The sequence below is a fragment of the Flavobacterium sp. 1 genome, from assembly GCF_002797935.1.
Classification (GTDB): domain Bacteria; phylum Bacteroidota; class Bacteroidia; order Flavobacteriales; family Flavobacteriaceae; genus Flavobacterium.
The window spans coordinates 2,823,830-2,849,219 of the sequence record NZ_PGER01000001.1 but is presented as its reverse complement, the minus strand read 5'-3'; the positions used below and the strand labels follow the sequence as shown (position 1 = coordinate 2,849,219).

General features: G+C 34.3%; 26 protein-coding genes, 1 tRNA gene and 1 pseudogene. 9 read left to right on the top strand and 19 right to left on the bottom strand.

The genetic code is table 11. The features are described from left to right. The first annotated feature begins 5 nt into the window (after positions 1–5). On the top strand, positions 6–230 hold the full coding sequence (locus CLU83_RS11485; RefSeq protein ID WP_100431742.1) for a hypothetical protein: 225 nt from the start codon (positions 6–8) through the stop codon (positions 228–230). After that, complete coding sequence (locus CLU83_RS11480) at positions 217–393, top strand: hypothetical protein (RefSeq protein WP_198512286.1); 177 nt, start codon at positions 217–219, stop codon at positions 391–393. The genes CLU83_RS11485 and CLU83_RS11480 overlap by 14 nt, the downstream gene beginning before the upstream one ends. A 420-nt stretch (positions 394–813) precedes the next feature. Here CLU83_RS11480 and CLU83_RS11475 read toward each other — a convergent pair whose 3' ends face one another. From CLU83_RS11475 to CLU83_RS22850, 4 genes are all read right to left on the bottom strand, one after another. Continuing rightward, positions 814–1,410, bottom strand: a complete 597-nt coding sequence (locus tag CLU83_RS11475; protein ID WP_100430376.1) for an ATPase — start codon at positions 1,408–1,410, stop codon at positions 814–816. 48 nt (positions 1,411–1,458) lie between these two features. Continuing rightward, entirely contained in the window at positions 1,459–1,608 is a 150-nt protein-coding gene (locus CLU83_RS22105) for a hypothetical protein (protein WP_157801981.1), read from the bottom strand. 159 nt (positions 1,609–1,767) lie between these two features. After that, a complete protein-coding gene (locus CLU83_RS11470) occupies positions 1,768–2,538 on the bottom strand; it encodes a transcriptional regulator (protein WP_100431741.1) in 771 nt (256 codons plus the stop codon). Positions 2,539–2,913: 375 nt separating this feature from the next. Next, positions 2,914–2,994: a topoisomerase DNA-binding C4 zinc finger domain-containing protein gene (locus CLU83_RS22850; RefSeq protein ID WP_369828805.1), complete on the bottom strand. Its 81-nt coding sequence runs from the start codon at positions 2,992–2,994 to the stop codon at positions 2,914–2,916. A 98-nt stretch (positions 2,995–3,092) separates the two neighbouring features. Between CLU83_RS22850 and CLU83_RS11460 the strand changes: the two genes are divergently transcribed. Further along, positions 3,093–4,289: an IS256 family transposase gene (locus tag CLU83_RS11460; RefSeq protein ID WP_100431739.1), complete on the top strand. Its 1,197-nt coding sequence runs from the start codon at positions 3,093–3,095 to the stop codon at positions 4,287–4,289. A gap of 41 nt (positions 4,290–4,330) precedes the next feature. Here the strand turns inward: CLU83_RS11460 and CLU83_RS11455 are convergent, their stop codons facing one another. Together CLU83_RS11455 and CLU83_RS11450 are read right to left on the bottom strand one after the other, a co-directional pair. Beyond that, complete coding sequence (locus CLU83_RS11455; RefSeq protein WP_100431738.1) at positions 4,331–4,549, bottom strand: hypothetical protein; 219 nt, start codon at positions 4,547–4,549, stop codon at positions 4,331–4,333. Positions 4,550–5,057: 508 nt separating this feature from the next. Further along, positions 5,058–5,276 (bottom strand): hypothetical protein, encoded by a 219-nt coding sequence (locus tag CLU83_RS11450; protein WP_100431737.1) that lies wholly within the window; start codon positions 5,274–5,276, stop codon positions 5,058–5,060. A gap of 229 nt (positions 5,277–5,505) precedes the next feature. Between CLU83_RS11450 and CLU83_RS11445 the strand changes: the two are divergent. Beyond that, positions 5,506–5,745 (top strand): annotated as a pseudogene (locus CLU83_RS11445) (LytR/AlgR family response regulator transcription factor); the annotation flags it as partial. A 331-nt stretch (positions 5,746–6,076) separates the two neighbouring features. Here the strand turns inward: CLU83_RS11445 and CLU83_RS11440 are convergent. The 4 genes from CLU83_RS11440 to CLU83_RS11425 form a co-directional block, all read right to left on the bottom strand. Further along, a complete protein-coding gene (locus CLU83_RS11440) occupies positions 6,077–7,849 on the bottom strand; it encodes a RagB/SusD family nutrient uptake outer membrane protein (protein WP_100431735.1) in 1,773 nt (590 codons plus the stop codon). A gap of 3 nt (positions 7,850–7,852) precedes the next feature. Beyond that, positions 7,853–11,134, bottom strand: coding sequence for a TonB-dependent receptor (locus CLU83_RS11435; RefSeq protein WP_100431734.1), 3,282 nt, complete (start codon positions 11,132–11,134; stop codon positions 7,853–7,855). Between the two features lie 73 nt (positions 11,135–11,207). After that, positions 11,208–12,131, bottom strand: a complete 924-nt coding sequence (locus CLU83_RS11430) for a FecR family protein (RefSeq protein WP_100431733.1) — start codon at positions 12,129–12,131, stop codon at positions 11,208–11,210. 78 nt (positions 12,132–12,209) lie between these two features. Further along, positions 12,210–12,740, bottom strand: coding sequence for an RNA polymerase sigma-70 factor (locus CLU83_RS11425; RefSeq protein ID WP_100431732.1), 531 nt, complete (start codon positions 12,738–12,740; stop codon positions 12,210–12,212). 246 nt (positions 12,741–12,986) lie between these two features. Here CLU83_RS11425 and CLU83_RS11420 point away from each other — a divergent pair, with 246 nt between their 5' ends. Then, the gene (locus CLU83_RS11420; RefSeq protein WP_100431731.1) at positions 12,987–14,057 is read left to right on the top strand and encodes a phosphatidylinositol-specific phospholipase C1-like protein; all 1,071 of its coding nucleotides are present in this window, start codon (positions 12,987–12,989) and stop codon (positions 14,055–14,057) included. Between the two features lie 65 nt (positions 14,058–14,122). Here CLU83_RS11420 and CLU83_RS11415 read toward each other — a convergent pair whose 3' ends face one another. From CLU83_RS11415 to CLU83_RS11400, 4 genes are all read right to left on the bottom strand, one after another. Continuing rightward, positions 14,123–14,635, bottom strand: a complete 513-nt coding sequence (locus tag CLU83_RS11415) for a hypothetical protein (protein WP_100431730.1) — start codon at positions 14,633–14,635, stop codon at positions 14,123–14,125. After that, positions 14,632–14,910, bottom strand: a complete 279-nt coding sequence (locus tag CLU83_RS11410; protein WP_100431729.1) for a helix-turn-helix domain-containing protein — start codon at positions 14,908–14,910, stop codon at positions 14,632–14,634. The genes CLU83_RS11415 and CLU83_RS11410 overlap by 4 nt, the downstream gene beginning before the upstream one ends. 258 nt (positions 14,911–15,168) lie before the next feature. Then, a complete protein-coding gene (locus tag CLU83_RS11405) occupies positions 15,169–16,404 on the bottom strand; it encodes a site-specific integrase (protein WP_100431728.1) in 1,236 nt (411 codons plus the stop codon). Positions 16,405–16,703: 299 nt separating this feature from the next. After that, positions 16,704–16,778, bottom strand: a tRNA-Pro gene (locus CLU83_RS11400). Between the two features lie 149 nt (positions 16,779–16,927). On the opposite strand from CLU83_RS11400, the gene trxB reads away from it, so the two are divergent. Further along, on the top strand, positions 16,928–17,875 hold the full coding sequence (gene trxB / locus CLU83_RS11395) for a thioredoxin-disulfide reductase (protein WP_100431727.1): 948 nt from the start codon (positions 16,928–16,930) through the stop codon (positions 17,873–17,875). A 72-nt stretch (positions 17,876–17,947) separates the two neighbouring features. Here trxB and CLU83_RS11390 read toward each other — a convergent pair whose 3' ends face one another. The 5 genes from CLU83_RS11390 to CLU83_RS11370 all read right to left on the bottom strand — a co-directional run bounded on the left by CLU83_RS11390 (position 17,948) and on the right by CLU83_RS11370 (position 22,306). Next, complete coding sequence (locus tag CLU83_RS11390; RefSeq protein ID WP_100431726.1) at positions 17,948–18,781, bottom strand: GIN domain-containing protein; 834 nt, start codon at positions 18,779–18,781, stop codon at positions 17,948–17,950. A gap of 82 nt (positions 18,782–18,863) precedes the next feature. Continuing rightward, entirely contained in the window at positions 18,864–19,604 is a 741-nt protein-coding gene (locus CLU83_RS11385) for a head GIN domain-containing protein (RefSeq protein WP_100431725.1), read from the bottom strand. Positions 19,605–19,647: 43 nt separating this feature from the next. Beyond that, positions 19,648–21,369: a PspC domain-containing protein gene (locus tag CLU83_RS11380; protein ID WP_100431724.1), complete on the bottom strand. Its 1,722-nt coding sequence runs from the start codon at positions 21,367–21,369 to the stop codon at positions 19,648–19,650. Between the two features lie 5 nt (positions 21,370–21,374). Beyond that, positions 21,375–21,704: a PadR family transcriptional regulator gene (locus CLU83_RS11375; RefSeq protein WP_100431723.1), complete on the bottom strand. Its 330-nt coding sequence runs from the start codon at positions 21,702–21,704 to the stop codon at positions 21,375–21,377. A 146-nt stretch (positions 21,705–21,850) separates the two neighbouring features. Continuing rightward, complete coding sequence (locus CLU83_RS11370) at positions 21,851–22,306, bottom strand: DUF4870 domain-containing protein (RefSeq protein ID WP_100431722.1); 456 nt, start codon at positions 22,304–22,306, stop codon at positions 21,851–21,853. Between the two features lie 469 nt (positions 22,307–22,775). Between CLU83_RS11370 and CLU83_RS11365 the strand changes: the two genes are divergently transcribed. The 3 genes from CLU83_RS11365 to dnaJ all read left to right on the top strand — a co-directional run bounded on the left by CLU83_RS11365 (position 22,776) and on the right by dnaJ (position 25,279). Beyond that, entirely contained in the window at positions 22,776–23,228 is a 453-nt protein-coding gene (locus tag CLU83_RS11365) for a DUF4442 domain-containing protein (protein WP_100431721.1), read from the top strand. A gap of 314 nt (positions 23,229–23,542) precedes the next feature. Then, complete coding sequence (locus CLU83_RS11360) at positions 23,543–24,118, top strand: nucleotide exchange factor GrpE (protein WP_100431720.1); 576 nt, start codon at positions 23,543–23,545, stop codon at positions 24,116–24,118. 48 nt (positions 24,119–24,166) lie between these two features. Then, positions 24,167–25,279 (top strand): molecular chaperone DnaJ, encoded by a 1,113-nt coding sequence (gene dnaJ / locus CLU83_RS11355; RefSeq protein ID WP_100431719.1) that lies wholly within the window; start codon positions 24,167–24,169, stop codon positions 25,277–25,279. The last annotated feature ends 111 nt before the right edge of the window (positions 25,280–25,390 follow it).

The following is a 25,390-nucleotide window of genomic DNA, read 5'->3' as shown; positions in this document are numbered from 1 at the left end:
TAATTATGAATGTAATAAAAAGAGCGAAAGCTCCCGTGCCGAAATTTTTTAAAGTGCTTCGAAATATCGGATTGACATTAGCCACTATTGGAGGAACTATTGTGGCTGTGCCAATTGCTTTGCCCTTAACAGTTAGCTCAATTGGCGGGTATATGGCTGTGGCAGGCGGTGTATTGACTGCAGTCTGCCAACTTACAAGCCAAAACGATGATTTAAATGCCGTCCAGTAATCCTATATTAATTGGTACTGCCGGCGGCACTTTTTTGAGTGTATTACCGAATTTACATTCGGAGGATGTTTTAAGAACTGTTTTATTGGCAGCGATTGGAGCGATAGTCAGTTTTGTATTGTCGATGATACTTAAATTTGTCGTTAAGAAGCACAAGAAGTAGTTGTTTGAGCTGATGATTCAACGTTTTGATTAGAGGAAGCCCATACCGTAAAAGGAATGGGCTTTTTTTGTTTTTATTTATCAAGGGCATTTTACTTTTTTAGCTCACTTAATTTTTATTATAATTGGTGTTCGCTGAATCTTCGATTTATTTTGATGAAAAAAGTAACAAAAAAATCAAGCCTGAATATTTTTATAGAAGAAAATCATCGGACGGATTTTCCTTATCGCGACCCCAGCCGCTCGTGTTTCACACTCGACTCCGGGGTCACTCTCTACGGCCAGCGCGCAAATCCTTATCGTGATTTTAGGCGTAAAAATATAAGGGCGACGAAAGACGTTTTCATGAGTTTATTACAGGTGTTGATTTTTCTTGAACTTTGGAGATTGATTCGATACGGGCAAATATTGTGTGGAGATGCTATCGTTTGTCTTTGGTTTCTTTGTGGAAAGCGATGAGGTTTAGGGTGGAGCGCAATCGGGAGCGTACTCGGTTGCCGTAGGCTTCTTCGATTTCTGAGGCGGACAGGTTGGTGGTGATGTGGGTTTGGAGTTTTCTTGTGATGAACAGGTCGTAACGCGATAATAGGATTTCGGCCATGACGTTGCATTCGTTGCCGTAGTATTTGAGGTTGTTTTCTGTTCCCAAATCGTCAAAACAGATTGTTTTGGGAGCTATTTTACTGTATTTGTGGATTATTTCATAACCCTCTTTGATGAATTCGAAACTGATGTCCCGGCAGGGTTTTACAGTGAATTTGTTAGCAGAAGGGGTGAGGTGTTTCATTAGATTCATCAGCGATGTTTTGCCACAACCAACTGGACCTGACAGCATAATTCCTTTGTTGAGGTCGATGTGATATTCTAAGCACTTTTGTTCGTCTTTTAGAAAGTAAGCAATCAATTTATAAATAATTTGATGGTCACTTTCGATGATTTTAAATCTTTTGCCATATAGATCAATCCCTTTTCGCTCAATCCAAGCTATTACTTCTATATAATTTAATGTTGTATTCATAAATAAATTAGCTTTTATATCTGACAGCCACTGGCTGTCCTCTTAATATCAAATGTCTTTTAGAAAGTATGCGATTAGTTTAAGAATGATGGGATGATCTGTTTTATGCATTTTAAAAGGGTTTCTGTAACATTCAATGCCTTTTAGCTCAATCCAGGTAATCATTTCATCGTAGTTGTATTGTGATTTTGTTTTCATAATTTAGGGTTTAACCGCAAAGTGAGCAAAGGTTGAACGCAATGGCCGCCAAGAGTAAAGAAAATATTTCATGGTTACGGATTAAAAAAATTAGCGTAGTTTTTCACACCCTTGAATCCCCTTTAGGCGGAAAGGGATTTTGAGAATGCTTGGGGTTAGTTACAGTGGTTCTGAATAGTTTTTATCTTTGGGGGTGTTGAGGTGTTTTGCTCTGTTGGTTTTGGGTTTGCCAATGTTGAACTTGTCTGCGTTCAGCATCCAATTTTGCACGGCCGATTTCCAATCGATCATGGGGGTTTTGCCACCAACGAGCCATCCATTGCTGGAGAAATAGTTGAAAAATTTTTGCGCTTCCAGCTCCGGGAAATTATTTTCTTGGAAATGTTTTTTGATTTCATCAAATGCTGGTATGCATTTTTGTATTTTGTCTTTTTCATAATTGGAAAAAGCTACATGCATTTGGAAATGCGGGGATGGCTCTCCCAAGTTTATATCGTTTTCAATGTTTGTTTTGTTTATATTGTTTATAGAAGATACCAATGCTTGTTCAGTACTTGTTTCACTACTAGTTTTCTGCCTGTTCAGAGCCTGTTCATTTTTTTTGCTGTTAACTGCTCTTTTTTGAATCGGTTTTGGATCTTCTGAGAGACTGATAAGTATTACCATACTACCCTTAAACGGATTGAATGATGGCATGTATTTTATATATTTTTTTTCATTTAATTCTCTCATGCATTTGTGATAGGTTGCCTTTGAACAAATTTTGCTGATATGCATTACTTCATCCCGGGTGATGCTTATTGGGTTTTTAAAACGGCTGACATTCCAAAACTGGAATAGTGCCATGTATAGACTGATATGGGTAGGGTTGAGGTTTGGGTCTTGGATTATACGGTCGAAGAAGCCTGTGAGGTGTTTGATGTAGTTCATTTTTAGTTTTTTTTTAAGGTTTTTCTTAAGTTATTGTGATGCAAAAATGTTGGGATTGTTTGGTTTATTTTCACAAGGGAGGTCACAAGTTGTGAGAAAAAAACTGTAAAGAGTAAAGAGTGAAGAGTGAAGAGTGAAGAGTGAAGAGTGAAGAGTAAAGAGTGAAGAGTGAAGAGTAAAGAGTGAAGAGTGAAGGGTAGAGAGCAGTGGGATGAGAACCGAGCTGCAAACGCTTCGGGTAAAGAATAAAGATTACTTCCTGAGAACCGCGTTGCAAACGCTTCATTTAGTTTCTATAAATAAGCAGCCAGCCAGAGGGGCATTCCGCACTATCGTACATAGAGACATATCCGCGATTGGATTCGGGCATTGTGCTTATAAATTTACTGTGTTTGTGCATTTAGGGTAGTTTGTACAACCTAAAAAATTGCCAAACTTCCCACTTCTTTTTGTCATAAAAGGTAGTATCCCATAAAGTGTGTAAGTAAAAAAAGTATGAGGGTTTGTGCAAACGCTCATACTTTTTTTACTTAATTTTAATATTTACACATTTTATGAAAAAGGAAGATTTATTATCCGATGAATTTTTGAAGCAATTCAAAACAGGCGAAGACCTTTATGGCTTTTTAGCCCAACTACAAAAACGAGGAATAGAGAAAATGCTCGAAGGCGAATTAGATGCTCATTTAGGGTATGAAAAGCACGAGAAAACTACTAAACCCAATGCTCGTAATGGTTTCTCTAACAAGAAAATAAAAACCTCATTTGGAGAATCCGAGATTCAAGTTCCAAGAGATCGAGACGCTTCATTTAACCCACTAATTGTTCCCAAAAGGCAAAGTATGCTTGATGGTTTAGAGAACGTAATTATCTCTCTCTATGCCAAAGGAATGAGCAATAGTGACATTGAAGAACAAATTAGAGAAGTCTATAACTTTGAGGTTTCTACCAGTACCATCTCCAGAATTACCGATACTGTTTCGAGTGATATTATTGCTTGGCAAAATAGGCCTTTAGAATCTGTTTATTTAATAGTTTGGATGGACGGCATTGTTTTTAAAGTTCGTGAAAACTCAAAAATAATCAACAAAACCATCTATTTAGCCGTTGGTCTGAACCGAGAAGGTAAGAAAGAAGTACTGGGAATGTGGCTAGGAAAAAATGAAAGTGCTAGTTTTTGGCTTGGAGTTCTAACCGATTTAAAAGCTAGAGGTGTTCAAGATATACTAATTACTGCTACTGACAACCTAAATGGTTTTACGCAAACCATCAAAAATGTATTCCCAGAATCACAAACCCAAATCTGTGTAGTACACCAAATCAGGAACTCGGCACGTTATGTGGTTTGGAAGGATAAAAAAGATTTTTCAGCAGATATGAAGCTTATTTACAACGCTCCAACTAAAGAAGCGGCCAAAGCATCCTTGGAAGATTTTTCTAAAAAATGGAATCATAAATATCCCTATGCGATTAAATCCTGGAAAGAAAATTGGGAGGAACTTACCGTATTTTTTGACTTTCCTGTAGAAATCAGAAAAATAATTTACACCACAAATTTAATCGAAAATCTCAATGGCAAAATCAGAAAATATACCAAAAACAAATTATCATTCCCAACAGATGAAGCTGTTTTAAAATCTGTATATTTGGCTTTGAGAGAAGCAACCAAAAAATGGTCAATGCCAATCCAAAACTGGGGATTAATCCTCAACCAGTTCTTAACTATATTTGAAAAAAGGGTTCAACTTTAATTAAAAAGTCAAACCCCTATAGTTTTTAACTTACACACTTTTTAGGATAGTGTCCCGGCAAATTTGTGAATTTGTTTTACAGTAAATCGTTGTTCTTCCTCAATTGCAAATAAATAAATGGTCATAATTTCTTCATCTGTTAAATCCGGCTTATCGTTGTTGCTGAATCGTTCACAAGTATATTTTAAATCTTTTTTAAATCTATCACAGATTGTTAAATAAATATGTACTAATTTTAGGGCTTTTGTCTGGTTAATCATATGTTTAAAAGAGCGTTGAATACACCTTAAATATACTGATTTCCAGACTTTAAAACAAATTATTTGAAAGTTATTTCTTTCTTATTTTGTCGCCTTGGCAATTGATTTTCAACCCTTGATTCGCATAAATTACAATTTACTTTTTCTAAAACGGGATAACAGACAAATAGTTGTCTAGGGAAAAAGCTTATAAAAAAATAACGCGACTGGAGGGCAGTGGCGTTATTTGTCATTATGTGGGCTTTCAGGGACTACAATCGAACACTTGATACCTGTTTTGATATTTTTAAAAAACCTTAAAAGTTAAAAATTAAGCATCGGATAAAATCATGTATATAATCTGATGATTTACATTAGTTGTTCAAGCTGTCGTTGAAGCTTATTGGATGCTCGATTCCTGAGTTAGATGTTTAATTGCATTAGGTAACTTCAATTCTTGACAAGCATATTCAACAGTATCGGCAGAAAGAATATTCTTAAAATATTAATTGTTGAATTTTTTCTCTAACTATTTTAAATCAGCTATATAACTACCTTGGTAGAGTGCGTTTCCTAATAATGACAAAACAATGTCTGAATACGAATTTTCGGCTCGAATATTACGACAACCTAGCTGTTGGTCAATGAATTTAGGCAACTCTTTCTTGAATAGTGCCTTGTAAATTAACTTTAATCGTCCAAAAGGAATTAGGTTTTTTGAAGATGTTGTAACTTTGTCGATAATCATATCTTTATGTTTGCAAACACAACATACACCTTTGATGTGAGACAATTAAAGCCCTGAACCTTTATTTTTAAAGACTTTAGTACTTTTTTATAATCATGTTGCGCCTTTTGGGTTCTGGAAAAGATGGTAAGTATTTTAGACTTATAGTCTTTAGCAAAATTCATCTCCTAAAATGAAACCATTAGCTAAACCTGCAGTCGATAATAGTAGCCAATTTTCCCAATAAGCGTTATATTTTGAAGTATTGAAAGATTACATAAAAATCAGGCTCGCGAATCAGCCCAAAACCTTACTAACTTTAATGAGTTTAAAATCATTGGAAGAAGAATTACCAGAATTCAAATTCATGAGAATTCACCGTTCCTTTATTGTGGCTTTAGACAAGATTGAAGAAATAGAACGAAACCAAGTTATCATCAACAAACAGCGAATTACTGTCGCAGAACAATACAAAAACAAATTCCAATAATTCACAGTGAAAATTCGATTTACTAGATTTAACCCCAGCAAAACTTGCACCTAAAAACAAAAAACTCATCAATCGTTCATAAGATTTTATATGGACCTCATGGGGTAAAAACAGAACCTTTTATTGCAAGATTTAAAGCTTTTATCTGAATTATAAATTTTATATTTCAGATAAAAAAAGTTTTTTAGCAAAAAAGTAAACAATGTTTATGCTATTATTTATCTCAGCGTTGCTAAGTGCTTTAGAAAAATCATAAAAGCACAAATTATTCAGACCATAAAAAAGCCTGCTCTTTTTTAGAGCAGGCTTTTTACAAAAAACTAACAAAAAACTAATTGTACCCTTGATTCTGTTTGAATTCCTTAGTAACATCAATAGTTGCTTGCGGAATAGGGAAAACTCTTCTGAATGGCTCTGAAGCCGGTTTTGCAGTATAAGGCAAATCAAATTTTCCAAAACGAATCATTTGTGGTCGTCTGTACATTTCCCAGTACATTTCGAATCCTAATTCTTTATAAAGCGATTCTTTATCTAAAGCTATGAGTGCCTTTCCTGGAGCATTTCCAAACAGAGATTCCCTAGTTCTACTAGTACGTAACATATTGATGTCGGCAAGTGCTGAAGCAATTGATCCTTTTCTAAAATAGGCTTCGGCTCTCATCGTATAAATTCCTCCCAAACGATATAATGGGATATCTACATTACTGGAACCATTTCCTTCTTCTGGATCAAATTCAAATTTAAATACTCTAACCCCTTGATTGATTTGATTTTGAGAAAAAATAGCTTGCGATGGGTTATTAAAAATCAACTCAGGAGTAAAATCCATTCGGGTAGTTGAACTTTTTTCCATATATAAAGGAGAAACTTTAATACGATTATCAGCCGTCATTTCAAATCCTCCTGTTGACAATAGCTTAGGCCCATATTGCGGTCCTACTACTAACCCCATATTAAAATGAAACCAAGGTAATCCTGCACTTTTAGGTACAATGTCGGTAGCAGGAACACTTGGTGTAGTACCATCATTCATAAACCATGTGCCATCTGAATACTGATAATTTCTTTGAAATCTAGGGTCATCATGATTTCCGTTCCAACTAGCGTAAAATTCGGGTGTTGTACAGGCTGCATTTGTTCCTCTGTTGGCTGCCGAGGTTCTTTGGTTACGCTCCATACTAACATAAGCAAAACTATTAGACCCGTTTCGAACATAATCAATCTTTTGCACAATGGCAAAAATCAGCTCAGATCCGTTAGTATTATCAATAGAGAAATTTTTAAAGTAATTGCTCTCTAATTTAAATTTCCCAGAATCGATTAACAAAGAAGTATAATAAATAACTTTATCCATATCCGTTCCTGTTCCGCTTACGGCTGTCTCATTAAAATTAAAACTGGATGCAGCATTGTAACGATCTTTATACACCGCACGATTTAAATACATTGCACTCAATAAACCATAAGCCGCTTGTTTTGTAAATCGACCATGATGAGTTGATTGCTGACCCAAATCAGCCAAATCTGGCAATAAAGCTTCAACTTGGATAATCAAATTATCGATTTCTGTTTCGGATTTTAGAATTTGCAATGGGCCATTTGGATTACTTGGATCTCTATATGGTGCTTGTCCAAATAAATCCAAAGTAGTATAAGTATAATAGGCTAAAAGTCCTTTGGCTTCGGCTAAAAACAATTTTTTCTCAGGAATAGAACTCTCCTGAACTGATTGAATGGCTGTTAAAGAACGGGTTATTCCATTCGTTAATAAATTCCAGTTATCTGTAATGATAGCATTGTCTGGTGCCCAAGTAAATTCATGCATTGCTCTCCATTTTCCACCATCTCCCCAATCACTTCCGCGAGTTGGTAAAATTGCAACGTCTGTGGTATATTCCTGCAAAGAAAAAATACATCCATGATCTACAAAGGTCCTGTCCCCTAATCGATCATAAGCTGCTGCTAATGCTCCAGCCGGATTAGAAGCATTATCCCCAAGCACCTCGTCTAAAACCACTTCGTCCAAATTAGTGCAGTTGCTAAACAGTAAAATAAAAGAGAATAGTGCCACTGTTTTTATATTGAAAATTGTGTTTGTTTTCATAATTTATAATTTTAAAGTTACTCCAAAACTGAACGTTCTGGAAGTTGGATAACTAGCATAATCAATTCCTAATGATTGATTTCCACCGCTTGATTTAGGACTATTAATTAATGGATCATATCCAGAATATTTCGTAATGGTAATCAAATTTTGACCTGTGACATAAAGCGTCAAACCATTTAACCAAGTGATTTGTTTTAGATCAAAATTATATCCTATACGAGCTGTATTTAATCGAATAAAATCCGATTTCTCTAAAAAAAGAGTAGACAAAATCGGCGAATTTGCAGGGTTTGCACCAGATTCGTAATAATCTGTAGCAACATTTCGATCAGAAGCCAGATTATTAATATTCAAAGCATTTAATCCAGTATTATTCAGCAAATAACCTCCTGATTGTCCAATTATTGAAAATGAAAAACTGAAATTTCTGTATTTCATATCACTATTAAAACCATAATAAAACGTTGGTAATGCGCCCTCAATAATTATTCGGTCACTATTATCAATTTTACCATCACCATTAGTATCTCTGAAGATATTAGCGCCTTTTGAATCAAAACCAATATGGTCTAAAAGATAGAAAGAACCAGCAGCATAACCGCTTTTGTAAATATTGGCATATACACCTGATTGACCAGGGCCAGAAATGGTTCCTGTCAAGATTTCTGAAACTGGCAAGTCTTGAATTTCATTATCCAAAGTGGCACCGTTTAAATCTACGTTCCAAGTAAAATCTTTAGAATCAATTATTTTTGAGCCCAACATAATCTCAAAACCTTTATTGACAATTTTACCATCAATATTTGTCCAAATAGTAGTAGTTGGACTTAATGCTTGTGAAGGAATATTCAGAATTGCATCAGTAGTAGTTTTATTAAAGTAATCGAATGTACCATAAAACTTGTCTTTCCATAAATTAAAGTCCAATCCTAGATTATACTGCGTTACCACTTCCCATTTTAAATCGGGATTTGGAGTTCTGTTTACTGAAATTCCATTTACCAAGTTTAAATCACTGTATAAATAATAGCCGTCAGCTCCAGATAAAGAATAACTAGCTTGTGTAATTTTATTTTCCACCTCTTGATTTCCCGTTTCTCCCCAACTGGCTCTTAATTTTAAGTTGTCAATTGACGAAGAATCTTTGAAGAAATTTTCTTTAGAGATATTCCATCCTAAAGCAAATGAAGGAAAGTAACCATACTTATTATTCTCTCCAAAACGAGTCGAACCGTCTGCTCTCATCGAAGCTGTTAAAAGATACTTATCCTCTAAAGTATAATTTACTCTTCCAAAATATGATTGCAATTCATTTTCTTGAGCATAACCAGAAACTCCTGATTGTGTTCCTGCGAAACCAGGATTGTATTCAGGTTTAACTCCGGTACCTTTGACGGCTATGCCATCAACGCTGAAAGTAGTACCTGAATTTTCAAATTTTTGATAGGAGAAGCCTCCTAAAACTTCTATTTTATGCTTGTCTAATAACAAATTATAAGTTAAGTATTGATCTACCAAAGTGTTTTTGGTATCAAGATTACTTTGAACATATTTCCCCTTTGGGTTCAAATCGGTTAAATTGGGGTAAATAGTTGTGTTTCTCTCAGATGTCGAACGATCAATCCCTAAATTGAATTTGTATTCCAATCCGTTAACAATTCGGAAAGAAGTTTCTACATTTCCTAAAACTCGTAGCGTGCGTGTCTGATCCTCATAAATGCTCAATAAATAAGCTGGATTATAATGCGCATTCATATTAAAATTGGTATAATCTCCATTTTTATCGAAAACAGATCTAGTCGGGTTAGCCATTAAAGTATGTACAATTAATTGTCCATTGGATCCTCCGTCATCGCTGGTAGGTACACCATCATCTTTAGTTTCACTGGCTGTAAGATTCATTTTTACTCTCAAACGTTTGTTGTCCAGAAATGATTCGGCAGCATTGATTCTACCAGAAAGACGTTTAAAATTACTGTTATTAATAACCCCTTCCTGATCCATTTGTGCCAATGAAGCATAATAATTTCCTGATGCGGTTTGTTTAGAAAATGACAAAGCATTATTTTTTGTAATTGCTGTTCTATAAATCACATCTTGCCAATCGGTAGTACTGCCATGGTCAAAAGCAGGGTCTGTTATTGCTTTTCGATATTGATCTGCATTTAAGACATCAAGCTTATTCGCCACAGTTGAAATCCCCATATAAGTATCAAGAGTAAGTGTTGCATCTCCTTTTGATCCTTTTTTTGTAGTAACAAGTACCACTCCATTAGAACCTCTCGCTCCATATATCGCTGCAGCAGAAGCGTCTTTTAAAACTGTTATCGATTCTATATCGCTTGCATTCAAAAAATTTAAAGGATTCTTAGCCGATGAAGTCCCAAAACCAACATTACTTCCCGCAGGACTTACTTCATCATTAGACAAAGGAACTCCGTCAACAACAAACAAAGGAGTACTTCCACTTCTGATCGATCCAACTCCACGAATGGTAACATTCACTCCAGCTCCTGGTTCACCACTAGTACTTACCACTCTAACTCCCGCCACTTTTCCCTGCAGCAAAGCATCTGGTGAAATCGTAATTCCTTGTCTAAAATTGGCAGCTTCTAATTGTGTTACTGCTCCTGTTACATCTTTTTTAGATTGTTTACCATAACCCACTACTAGTACTTCGCTTAATTCGGAAGTGTTGGGTTCTAATGAAATAGTCATAAAACTGTTTTGAATAGTAACTGTTTTAGTTTTATAGCCCATATAAGACAGCTGTATCGTTTTACTGTCTGTGACTAAAAGTTCAAAATCACCATCATAACCAGTAACCACAAAGTTTGAAGTATTGCTTTCTAAAACAGTTACACCTGGAATAGGCACACCATTTTCATCAACCACTTTTCCTTTTACTGTGCTTTTTTCAACTGCTTTTCTGTTTGCAGCAACAGCAACAGCTTTTTTGATTAAAACTAATTTGCCATTAATGTTATAATTAAAATTTGCTTTTTTAGAAAGGTCTTCTAAGATTAATGTTACAGACTCGTTTGCATAATTTACAGTATATACGGTATTATCAGCGATTATGGCTTCACCATAACTGAATTTGTAGCCCGTTTGATGGCTCAACTTTGAAAAAATAGAAACAAGTGTTGCTTTTTCTATTTTATTTTTTACATTTGAATTTTTAAGAAAAATGACTGTACTGTGGCCACTTTGAAAGGACAGTAATGCCAACGATAAAAAGAAGATCCTCTTTAGAGATAGATAGGTTAGTTTAAAATACATAATTTAAGTAATTGTTTTTACGATGCTTAATTTTTAATCGCAGTTGTTCTCAGCAACTGCTTTTTTTTGATTTCTAATTCACTTTTACTATTTCTCCATAAACATTAAATTTTAGATTGTTTATATAATTTATTTGTTGCAGAACGCTTTTTAAAGAAGCGCCCTTTTCTATAAATACAGTAACAGGAGTGGCTAATACAGCCTCATCGCTATATTCAAATTTCACTCCGTATTTGTATTGCAAAACGGTAATCACTTGTTGAAGAGTAGCTTGATTTAAAGTTACATCATTGGCATACCAATTGACTAAAAGAGATGCATCGGCTAGTTGTTTTGTTAGCTTTTGTGCCATAAACGAAGCCATTTCATTAGGCACTAAATCTACACTTTGCCCTTTTGCAGTAACATTCACTCTTCCTGTAACCACAATAACTTCGCATTTTGATTTGGATAATTGAATATGGAATGATGTTCCCACAACTTTTGTTTTAATACCACCAGAACTAATGATAAAAGGATGTTTTTTGTCTTTAGCAATCTCAAAAAAAGCGTTCCCTTTTCGCAAAGAGACTTTTCTTTCCTCTTCATCAAATTGAGCAGGATAGTCTAATCTTGAATTGGCTGCCAAATAAACTTTGGAACCATCACTTAATTGAATTGATTTGGGTAAAGATGAACTAGTAAATACCAATTGTTTTTTGGTAGAAGTTGATGGCTTGTATAAAAATCCCAAACCAATTAAAAAAACAATACTGGCTGCAGCAACATATTTTAGATACAAATGAAACGTATTCTTTTTATCGATTCTAAGTTGAATACCTTCAAATATATTAACGGAAGCTTGCTCACTACTTCCCATTGCAAGGTCATCCCATTTGGAATTTTGATATTCTGACAAAGCAAAATCATTCAATAACTTTTCTTCTTTTTCAGATGTTTTTTTCTGAAAGCTTTTTTCTATAAGATATTCTAAACTATGTTTAATTCTTTTTATCATAATACTTATTGTTACCCATAAGTACTAAAAATCAAAAATCGTACTATCCAAAAATGTTATGAAAACATCAATAGAAAGTTATTTAAAAAATTTATAGGAAATAATGAGATACGGAGTTATCCAAGTTAAATCTTTCAAGCCTTCCCGCAGTTGTTTTAATGCTGCCGAAAGTTGATTTTTGACCGTTTGTTTGGATATTTCGAGTTCAGCAGCGATTTGATCAATGCTCATCTCCTGAATTTTATTCATCAACAAAACCTCTTTTCTTTTTTCTGGCAATTTTTCTAGTAATGCATAAAGTAAATCCGCAAGTTCAGGCTCAACAGAAGAAAAATTGTCAATAATATAATCTTCAAATTTATCTTCCATAATAGTTTTATTAAAACGATTATTTTGATAATGTTTAAAAACCTGATTCTTTACCGCTCGAAACAAATAGGCTTCTATAGCAACAATTTCTAAATCCTTATGTCGCTCCCAAAGGTCAATAAAAACATCTTGGACAATATTTTGGGCTAAATCTTTATCCTGGGTCATCTTGAACGAAAAAGTATTCAGCTTTTTCCAATAGTCAGTATACATTTTCTCGAAAGTTTCAGTATTCTTCATAGGTGAAATTTGTGGTATTTGAAGGTATGTAAAATAATAAAATGTTACTTCTATATTTTATTTCTTAAGGTTATCTTTCAATTAAGGAATGTCTAATTATTCATTAAAAATGATGATAGGTTTGCGATTTCTTTTTCTTTAGCTAACCTTAAAAACGGTTCTTGCTTTTAATTTAGTTGGCTAAAGCGTACACTGAAATTGCATTGCCTCAAACTCTACCTATTACAAATCCTTAAAATTAAATTTATGAAACGAATTCTGTTTGCATGTCTAATTGCTAGCGCTCTATCTTATCATAGCAATGCACAAAGTGATAATCAAAAAATAAATCAATTACAAGTTATTGGTTCGCACAACAGTTATCGACAAGCTATCGAAACTGATTTATACAGTATTATACAAGCAAAAGACACTTCGCGTTCTCTAAAAGGCTTGCAATACACACATATTGGACTTACTGAGCAATTGAATAAAGGATTGCGAAATCTGGAAATCGATGTATATGCTGATAGTAAAGGCGGTAAATATGCACATCCAAAAGGATTGGATATTGTAAAAGCAAACGAAGCGTATGATCCAAAAGGATTAATGCAAAAACCAGGTTTCAAAGTGTTTCATATGCCGGACATTGACTTTAGAACTTCTTGTCTAACTTTTGAAATCTGTTTGCAAGAACTCAAAAAATGGTCTGAGGCGAATCCAAATCATATTCCTATTTTTATCACATTAGAACCAAAAGATGGAGAAGCTAATTTTTTTGGAACCAAACCTGAAGATTTTACTCCCCAACTGTTTGATGCTTTAGACAAAGTAATTCGTAAAGAATTAGGAACCGATAAATTGATTACACCAGATATGGTAAGAGGGAAATACAAAACTTTAGAAGAAGCTGTATTGCACAATAACTGGCCTGATCTAAAAAAAGCCCAAGGAAGGTTTTTATTTATTTTAGATAATAATGGAGCCAAAAGAGATTTATATGTTTTAAACCATCCATCATTAAAAGGTCGCGCCGTTTTTGTGAATGCCGATCCAGGAAAACCAGAAGCTGCGACTTTATTTAGAAACAATCCTGAAGATGCAACAATTCCTGATTTGGTAAAAAAAGGATACCTCATTCGTACCAGAGCTGACGCAGATACCAAAGAAGCTCGCGCCAATGATTACAGCCATTTTAATGCCGCTAAAACATCCGGAGCACAAATCATTACCACCGATTATTATCTGCCAAGTCGCTTTTTTGATTCGCCTTACCAAATTAAATTCGATGATAGCACTTATGTTCGTAACAATCCTGTGAACGGAGAAAAGAAATAGCATCAGGTTTTCATTCTCCGTTTTTAGTCTTTGTCTAAAAAAAGTTAAAAACGGAGACTGTATATTTATTTTTCTAAATTTTGAATAGCTCCCGAGTTTAAATCTATCTGAAAATGATTTGCTGGAGTACCGTGACTAAACTTATCAAATATGATTAAAAAAAGGCGCATTTGATTTTGCAATGGCCTATCTATTGAACTGTTCTCTTTATGGTTTTCAAAAAATAATTCCGTTAAAACCTTATATTGTTTTGCTCTTTTGGTTCCAATATACACATTGCCGTCAATCGCCAATAACCAAAGTCCTTCTATTGGTTCAACAACATAAGTCACATCTGGAACATCATATCCCGGCGCTGCACTATAGGATCTGTTAGACAATAATGCCTTTTTTGCCGCTTTGGCATAACTGTAATTTTGATTGGTATATGTGCTAAATTGAGTTGCCCAAAATTTGTATTTCTTGTTGGGATAAAAACCAAAGTTCTTTAAGTTAAGGGCCTTAAAAGAATTAAAATTAAGGGGCAGTATTGTTGTGTTACAGTATTCTCTTGGTGTACCGAATTTTATAAGGTTCATTTTACATTACTTACCCCATCCATCAATTTTTGAATATCCTCATAACGATAGTACATTAAGCCACCTATCTTGTTGTAGGGAAGGGTGCCATTGATCCGTAGATTCTGTAAGGTTCCTGCGGAGATTCCTAGCAATTTACGTACCTCAAAACTTTTGAGCCATACTCGTGTTTCCTGACCAGGTTTACGCGGATACAATTGGCATCTGCGAATTTCTTCTAATAGCTCTTTTTTAAATCTTTCAAGGTCATCCTTTGTAATCAGATCTACATTCATCTTTCACATTTTTAAATTAAATAACCTCAAGCAACCTATATTTTTGTTGGTGTTCCATTGGTTAGTTACAAAGTAATGGCACTATATTATTGTGAAATGAAATTGCGCAGCTTTGACCGATTTTGGCTTCCTTTTACCTATTAAATAAAATATGATGATGGAAAAAAATGATTAATGATTTGGTTCATCTCTAAGTATAGGAGAAAAGGCGGTTATTATCCACCGCCTTTAAATATTAAAACCCTTTGTTTTTTGTCTCTATATTTTTGCTGATATTCGCTGTTCAAGATTTCGCATGTCCTCACTAAGTTTCTGTTCTAAAACCTTTGCATAGATCTGCGTGGTACGGATGCTGGTGTGTCCCAACATTTTAGATACACTTTCAATAGGTACACCGTTGCTGAGGGTAACAGTAGTAGCAAAAGTATGTCTGGCAATATGAAAGGTGAGCGTCTTGGTTATTCCACAGAGGTCAGCAATCTCTTTGAGGTAACCGTTCATCCGCTGGTTTGAAATTACAGGGAAGACCGTGCCCATATTTTGTGCTCGTGGATCATCACGATATTTTTCTACTAGCTCAGTTGCTTGTGGTAACAGTGGTACACGAACACCTGTATCTGTCTTTGCCCTGCTTGTGGATATCCAGAGCCCTCCATCAAGGCCGGTAATGATATTATGTGGTGATAGTTCGGTAAGATCAATATAGGCAAGTCCTGTATAACAGCTGAATAGGAACATATTCCTTACATGTTTCAGACGTTCTATGCTAAAATGTTTCTTTTCTAAATCTGCAAGTTCTCTATTGGTCAGACACTCTCGCTCCACTTTGTCAAAATGTTTTTTAAAGCTTGCGAAGGGATCTTTGGGCAACCAATCTAATTTAACAGCCATATTTATCATTTTGCGCAGTCTTTCGATATGCTTCATGACACCGTTGTTGTTAAGTTGCTTTTGATGGTCCTTAGGAACATAATTAAAAAGGTAGTGCTCAAAGTCCAAAATAAATTTGTAAGTAAGTTGTGAAAGGATTATATCATTCCTATAGTATTTCTCCCTGAGGAATTTTTCGATATACCGCTGCGTTGTATAGTAGTTTTTCATAGTGCCTTTAGCTAATTTAGAGGCCTGTTGCTCATTATGATATTCGATCAGGGATATTAACGTTGGTACCAAGTGGTCTGCGCCCAATACCTTATCGCGGATTGCTGGGCCATCTATCGCAGCGTCACTTAGGACCATCTGCTGATACGTATTTATGATCTTTGCCTTGAACTGGTTAAGGAACATGTTAAGTTCAACTGTCTCTTTACGACTTCCTTTTGTCATGCCTTTTTTTTCATCCCATTCATTTGCGTTAATCGAACGCTTTACCGAAATCTCGGTGCGTTTGCCATTTACTGTTACCCTGGCACAGATAGGGGCCTTGCCTTGCGTAGAAGTTTTTTGTGTCTTTAAGTAAAAGAGTACCCCGAATGTAGTGTTTGTTGATTTCATATTTCAAAAATTTAATGTTCAGATCATTTGCACATTAAATGGGTCCCAATACTGCCGAATTTTTGGTTAAAAAAAACGCGTACTTCGAGAAGCATCAAATGTTAAAATTTGAATACAATTGACTGATTATTAAAATATTAAATATATTTTTGGGACCTAAAGGTAAAAAAAGAAAAGGGGTAGCCGAATAGGTCCCATTTTCTTTGATATAACTTGAATATTTTGGAGTTGAATAAAAAGAAAAACCCCATAAATCATAGGATTTAAGGGGTTTTGACTACCTTTAAGAGGCGTTATTGTCGGGGTGGCAGGATTCGAACCTGCGGCCTCCTGCTCCCAAAGCAGGCGCGATAACCGAGCTACGCTACACCCCGTAAATCGAGTGCAAATATAAGGTTTATTTCTGCTTTTCAAAATAAAATTATAAAATAAATAAAATTTATTTCTGCATCAGTTTTTTGGATTTGTTTGGGTATGTATTTTTTAGAATAAAGATTACATTTGTACCTCAAAAAATAAAAATATGTCTGATACAATCGAAAAAATAAAATGTCTTATTATAGGTTCAGGTCCTGCAGGTTATACTGCCGCTATTTATGCTGCTAGAGCTAATATGAATCCAGTATTATACCAAGGTATGCAGCCAGGGGGTCAATTGACTACCACGAATGAAGTTGAAAATTTTCCAGGTTATGTAGATGGAGTTACTGGTCCGGAAATGATGGTGCAATTGCAGGAACAAGCACAACGTTTTGGTGCAGATATCCGTGATGGCTGGGCTACCAAAGTTGATTTCTCTGGAGATATCCACAAAGTTTGGATTAACGATAAAATAGAATTGCATTGCGAAACTGTGATTATTTCTACTGGCGCATCAGCTAAATATTTAGGATTAGATTCTGAACAGCATTATTTAAAAATGGGTGGAGGCGTTTCGGCTTGTGCGGTATGCGACGGTTTTTTCTATAGAAATCAAGAAGTGGTTATCGTTGGAGCAGGAGATTCAGCTTGTGAAGAAGCGCATTATTTATCTAAATTATGTTCGAAAGTGACAATGCTTGTCCGCAGTGATAAATTTAGAGCATCCAAAATTATGGAAGCTCGTGTTCGTAAAACAGAGAATATTTCTATTTTGTTGAACCACGATACTGTTGAAATTTTAGGAGACGGTCAAGTAGTTACAGGCGTGAAAGCAAAAAACAAAACAACGGGAGATATTTTTGATATTCCTGCTACAGGTTTCTTTGCAGCTATAGGACACAAACCGAATACCGATATTTTTACTGATTATCTTACTCTTGATGAAACTGGCTATATTATAAATACACCAGGAACTTCAAAAACGAATGTTGAAGGAGTTTTTGTTGCTGGAGATGCTGCTGACCATGTGTACCGTCAGGCAATTACTGCTGCGGGAACAGGCTGTATGGCTGCTTTGGATGCTGAAAGATATTTGGCTGCAAAACATTAAAAATTTGCTTTAAAATAAAAAAGTCCCAATTTTTTAAGTTGGGACTTTTTTTATGGTCAAAAAAGTTTGAGATTATTTCGCTTTTTTAATCAATTGAGCTTCGCCTAAAAACTTACGGACTTCGATTCTTGGCGTGCCTAATAAATATATTTTAGACGAACCATTCGCATCAACAATAAGACTCGTATCCGCTCTTAAATTGCAGACTGCAGATGCTTCAGCAGTTACATCGGCGTTGTGTATTGTAAAGTTAACTCCTGTAAATACACTGTTATTGTCTTGTCGGATAATGGCATTGGTACTTTCGCCTTCAATTATCGCTGTGGTTTTTTGGTACATATCAAATGCAAGGTCTGTTGTTGTAATCAAAGCTTTAACTTGTGCATTTTTGCTTAATTGAATTTTAGATTTTTCGGCTTTTAAATTCAATTCCACTTTCGATTTATCATCCGAAATCAAGTTGAAGCTTTTTGAATTTACGTTTAAATATAATTTGGCAAAATCTAATGATTTAAAAGTAATATCATCTAGCTGAACAGCTTCGAGTGCATTTATAATAGAAATATTTTTGGCAGTAACTAATTTTAAATCATTAGTGTATTTAATTTTTAAGGTCAGTTTTTTAAAACTGCTGATTTCTTTGGTAGTGTAAATACGCAGTGTTTTTTCTTTGATGTCAAAAGAGATGGCTTCTTGAAGATTATCATCGGCTTCAATTTTTATTTCATTTTTAGCTCCTTTTTCCAAGAAAACAGTTAGGTTGTCTTCAATTTCCAGAGCAGTAAATTCACCAATTTCTTTTGGTTTTTCAACGACTGTCTTAGATCCTTTTATTTTTTCTTTATTTTGACCAATAGCGAGAGTTGTTGTAAATAGGAAAAAAACAACAAGATGTGAATATTTCATTTTATACGTTTTGGGTTGAATGCAAATATAAAAAAATCACCCATTTCTGATGGATGATTTTTTGAATTTTAATGTTTATATGTTACTCTTGATGAACACTTCCTCCAGAATTCTCCTCTTTTTGAATCGATTTTGGAGTTTTGTTATAAGAGATGCTTCCTCCGCTTGAAGCCTCCGCTTTCAAATTCACAATAGGCAAAACAGTTGTTGATGATCCGCTCGAAGCATGGGCAACTACTTCATTTGCTAATAATTCACCAGCATTTAAAATCGAACCGCTGGAAGAGGATGTTTCTAAATGGATTGCTTTTCCATTAATGGTTTGATTACTGGCACTGCTGCTGGTCAATTGAATGTTTTCATATTCTGCTGTGACATGAATGGATCCAGCACTTGACGAGGTTAAATTTAAACGGCTTCCTTTTAATGTGTTACTGCCATTGATTGTTGATGCTGATGAAGCTTCAAGCCCTTCGATAACAGGCATTTTTACAGTTATTTTTTTGGAAGAAACATTTATATAGTTACCTATTCTGCAAGAAATAATAAGCACTCCATTTTCTACTTTTGTAGTGATTTCTTTTTGCAAATTATCATCGGCTTCGACAATTATTTCTGTTTTATCCGATTGCTCGATAACTAGATCTAAAGCATTGCTTACTTCTACATTTTTAAAATTACCTGTTACGGTTCTTTTTTCGGTAGTAACATGACCGCTTCCAGTTATAGACCCTAGTTCGCCTAACTGATTGCAAGATCCAAAAAATAGCGCTATTAATGTAATAACAATAAATTTGGTAATTAATGTGATGACTTTTATCATGGCTATTGGTTTTTAATTTACATTCGATTGCTTTAGCTGCGGTTTATTCTGTTTTGATAATAATGCCGTCTTTGTTGATTTTCAATTCCTTGAAATTCTTTTTTGTTTTAACTACCGAATCACTTTCTATTGTAACTCCATTTTTATTAATAGTTATATTGCTTTCATTTTCATTGTTGTCGCTTTCATCATTTTCATCATCAGGGCAATTCAAACATTTTATTTTTTCATCCTCTACTCTAAAGACGTTTTTGTCTGAATCTTCTGGATGCCAATAAAAGAAATCATCGTCAGTACGATCATAATGTGCCGCAGATTCATCTACTTTTAGTAAAGTTCCTATAGGTAAAAATAAAGTGATTTCTATTTCTTGATCACGGAATTTATTTTTTAAATCAGTAATTAAATAATTGTCAAAGATCAATTGATTGCCCACAATTTTATAGCTGTATTTGATTGCATCTGCTCTTTTTTTGGCTTCAGACAATGATCTGCCTTTTGCTTCCTTTTCGATTTGAATGTATGCATATTTTTCGTCCGATTTTTCAATTCTGATACTTACATCATTAGAATAAATAATGTCATTATTCAATGAATCTTTGGTAATCATGAATTCATGTCGGTCATCTACATCTTTAGCAAAATAATCATTGTGCTTGAATTTTACTAAAAGCGTATCTGTTGGTTTAAAGTTGATCGTTTCTTTTTGAACCGTTCTGCCATTTACTGCAAATGCTGTAGCTTGTTTTATACCAATTGAGATAGCAATTGAAAGAGCGATTAGCCAGAGTGCCAATAAAGTGTATTTTGCAATATTTCCAACAGATTTCATATTAGGAGCCAATAATTTGAAACCCAATAAAGTCATAAAAAAGAACGGAATACCTACTGCAAGGAACATCAATAAGCCAAAAGACCAAATTGGATAATCGGTAAAATTACCAGCTTCGACAAAACTCTGCCAAGGAAAATCCATTGAAACGCTTGTTCCCAAAGTGAATACTCCAATAAAAAGCAATACTAGAACAGTTAAGCCACCCATTATTAAAATCACTCCAAGAAATTTAGCGAAAATTTTAAAAACAGTCATGATAAAATCGCTAAATGAGTTTCCCAATTTTTCAGCTCCTGTTTTTATTTGATTCCCATATTTGTCGTAATCTGCATTTTTAAATTTACCTGAAACATTTTCAAATTCTTCACGAACTTTTTTCTCAATGTTCGAAATAGTAACAGGTTCTCCTGTCATTTCCAGTTTTTCTGTTGTTGTTATTGCTTCTGGAGTTACTATCCAAAGAATAATGTAAGCCCAAAATCCAACGCCATAAAAAATAAATAATATTAGAAGTATTAGTTTTATCCAAACTGCGTCAACCCCAAAATAGTGACCTAAACCAGTACAAACACCGCCAATCATTCCGTTTTCTTTATCACGGTATAACTTTTTTGTAGTTCTTGGAGCTGAATAATCATTTGTTGTATTATTCGATGGACCATCTTCTTCAATAATATAATCTTCTGGCTGTCCCATAACAGCAATAACTTCGTCAACTTCTCTAATTGTAACTACGTGTTTCTCTGTTTTTTGTTTTTCTGTCAATAATTCCGAAACTCTCATTTCGATATCCTTGATGATTTCTTCTTGTCCGGATGATTTTGACAGCGATCGTTTTATAGCATCAAAATAACGGGTTAACTTTTGGTATGCATCTTCGTCAATATGGAAGAACATTCCACCTAAATTTATATTTACAGTTTTGTTCATGACTATTATTTTTGGTTGGTTATCAAATTTACGGCATTAGACAATTCTGTCCAAGTGCTATCCAGTTCTTTCAGAAAAGTTTGTCCAATTTCGGTCAAACCGTAGTATTTTCGTGGCGGTCCGGAGGTGGATTCTTCCCAACGATAGTTGAGCAGTCCGTCGTTTTTTAATCTAGTTAATAACGGATAAATGGTTCCCTCTACGACCAATAATTTAGCGTTTTTCAAAGTGTCTAATATTTCTGAGGTATAAGCGTCTTTCTCTTTTAATACTGATAAGATACAAAACTCAAGAACACCTTTACGCATCTGGGCTTTTGTGTTTTCAATGTTCATAATTTTTAAATTTGAGTTGATTTGATTTGTTGATTAATTTGTTCATTTTTTGATTGATGATTGATTATTATTTAGTTATTGGTAAATAGTAATAGTAATTAGTGATTAGCTTTTGATAGTACTATTGTAAAATAACCGTTTCTGTTTTATTTAAGAAAAGGTATTGTCAGCGGATAATTGTATTCTTCTCCATTTGAAGCTTTTACCGAAGCATAAATGATTAAAAAGAATTCAGCAACCTTTATACAGGCAAATCCAAAAAGTGCCAGAGCGCCTACTGTCAACATTCCGATGCTGTTTCCGTAATCAAAATGTTCAAAAATAATATCTTCATTGTGCATTAAATCATTGAATGAGATGTTTTTCAAAACAGTGTATAAAAACACTGGAATAGCGATCATTGCCAAAACCAACGAGTAAATTAAAATACTCAATTGAAAGTTCAGTACCTGTTTGCCATTATGATCTACAAATTCTGATTCGTCTTTCTTTGAAGTCCAAAGAATTATCGGAAAAATATAATTCCCAAACGGGATGATATATTGAGTAAATGTACTTAAGTGTGTAAGTGCAGCAATTTTTTTTTCGGTTGAAGTTTCCATGATTTGATTTCGTTTTTTGATTGATGATTGATTTCAGAAATCAACTAAATGACTTACCTAGTAATTTCTTATGCAAATATATGTCTAAAGGATAGTATATTGTATCGCATAGTAGTGTATGTTAACATAATATTAACAAATATAGTGTATTTTGAAACTTAATACTTACATAAAAGCTTTATGAATACAAATTGTCTCATTTAATGATTTTTGTTTTTTTGCGTGAAGGATAGAAGCCTAATACCATTAAGTTAAGGAAAGACGATAAATTTGATGGCAGATTTTTGATGGCGGAACTCCTAAACCTTCAAAACTGACAAATTTTTATTTACTAATACCAAATCTTAAATCATGAATCGTTAATCTTCAATCAAAAATCTCTTAACTTAATGGCACTCCCAAAGTTTAAAACCTTTCTTTTTTATATGTACGCATAGTATTTTTTGTATTTTAGCAAAAAAAAAAGACTATGGGATTAACAGTATCAAAATTGAACAGGTTTATACTTTTTAAATTGCCTTCAGCATTTATCTGTGGAGTACGAGTGAAATCTATTGATAAAGACCAATGCGTGGTGACTGTAAAACACAGATGGATTAACCAAAATCCTTTTAATTCCATGTATTTTGCCGTGCAGGCAATGGCTGCTGAGATGACCACTGGCGCAATGGTGATTGATAAAATCCAAAATAGCGGTCAAAAAATATCGATGCTGGTCGCTAATAATAAATCAAATTATTCCAAGAAAGCTACAGGCAGAATCACTTTTGTCTGCAGGGATGGACATTTAATTGAAGAAGCCATTAAAAAGACGATTGCTAATGGTGAAGGCCAAACGTTTTGGATGAAATCTATTGGTACTAATGAAGATGGAGTGCAGGTTTCTGAAATGGATTTTGAATGGAGCATTCGATTGAAATAAGTTCTGTTTTGCAAAAAAAAAAGCTTCGTTATCTTAAAACGAAGCTTTTTTGATATAAGGCATGGTGAATTAATAATTATAAACAGAAAACAACCTTAAATTCGAATTTTTGAGTTGTATCCTTTGGGGCTAGAATAAAAATCTGCCACAAATTTAAATAAACTATATCGTAATAGTCTTAAAATTATATTAATTTTTTTGATCAGATTCTTGAACTTTGTGAACAAATTTTTTTATTTTTTAAAAAAAGTGACAATTTGACATTTTATAAATTTTGGCAGTACTTTTGCAATCAAAAATTAACGAATAAAACTATGTTTAAGAATTTTTTTAAAAATAAAAGTAATATGACTACAGAAAATACAGAATTCGATCAAGAAATAGATGATGCGACATTAGAAAATAATGCAAATGGGGAGCAAATTATTATTGAAGAATTAAGTGTTGAAGAGCAGTTAACACAAGACTTAGCTAAAGAAAAAGACAAGTTTTTGAGATTATTTGCTGAATTTGAAAATTACAAAAGACGTACTACTAAAGAAAGAATCGAATTGTTTAAAACTGCTAATCAGGAAGTTCTGCTTGCTATGCTGCCGGTTTTAGATGATTTTGACAGAGCAATAATTGAAATCAGCAAATCTGAAGACGAACTTTTGGCTAAAGGTGTGGAACTGATTCACGAAAAATTGAAAAGCACTTTGGTAACTAAGGGATTAGAGCAGGTTGAGGTTAAAGCGGGCGATGCATTTGATGCTGATTTTGCTGAGGCAATTACACAAATTCCAGCTCCAAGTGATGATATGAAAGGGAAAATTGTAGATGTTCTTGAAAAAGGTTACAAATTGGGAGACAAAATCATTCGTTTTCCAAAAGTGGTAATTGGCAGTTAAATTCCAACAATAGGAATTTAGGATTTTTAATTTGGAATTACTTTAATTATGAAAAAAGATTTTTACGAAATATTAGGCATTTCAAAAAATGCAGATGCTGCAGAAATTAAAAAAGCATACCGAAAAAGCGCATTAAAATACCATCCTGACAAGAACCCTGACGACAAAGCGGCAGAAGAAAATTTTAAATTGGCAGCCGAAGCTTATGAAGTATTGAGCGATCCTGCCAAAAAAGCAAAATACGATCAATACGGTCACCAAGCATTTGACGGTTCAGGCGGATTTGGCGGCGGTGGTCATGGTGGCATGAACATGGATGACATATTCAGTCAGTTTGGTGATATTTTTGGTGCTGGTTTCGGTGGATTTGGCGGAGGCGGAGGCGGTTCCCGTCGCGTTAAAGGAAGCAATTTACGTATCAAAGTAAAATTGACTATTGAGGAAATTGCCAATGGTGTTGAGAAAAAAGTAAAAGTTAAGCGTAAAGTTCAAGCACCAGGTGTAAGCTATAAAACGTGTTCTACTTGTAATGGTCAAGGACAGGTAATGCGTGTAACTAATACTATTTTGGGAAGAATGCAGTCAGCTTCTACTTGTCCTACTTGTGGAGGTTCTGGTCAGATTTTGGATAAAAAACCAAATAATGCCGATTCTCAAGGAATGGTTGCCGAAGACGAAACTGTTTCTATAAAAATTCCTGCAGGTGTTGTAGACGGTATGCAATTGAAAGTTTCCGGCAAAGGGAATGACGCTCCAGGAAACAGTGTTTCGGGAGATTTGATTGTTGTTATCGAAGAAATTGAGCATGAATTCCTGAAACGTGAAGGAGAAAATCTTCACTATGATCTTTACATCAGTTTTGCAGAAGCGGTTCTTGGAATTTCAAAAGATATTGATGCCGTGAACGGTAAAGTAAGAATCAAGCTGGAAGAAGGAATTCAGTCTGGTAAAATTCTGAGATTAAAAGGAAAAGGCATTCCAAGCATTAATGGTTACGGAAGCGGTGATTTACTGGTTCATGTAAACGTTTGGACTCCAAAAACCTTGAACAAAGAACAAAAACAATTCTTTGAAAAAGCGTTGACTGATGATAACTTTACACCAAATCCTGAAAAATCAGATAAATCATTTTTTGAAAAAGTAAAAGATATGTTTTCTTAACTTTTATAAATAATAAAATACAAACCCATCCTTTATTGTTAAGGATGGGTTTTTTAATGGATAATTAAGAGAATTTAGGCTCGAAATTATTTACTTTTACGCCAATTAAAA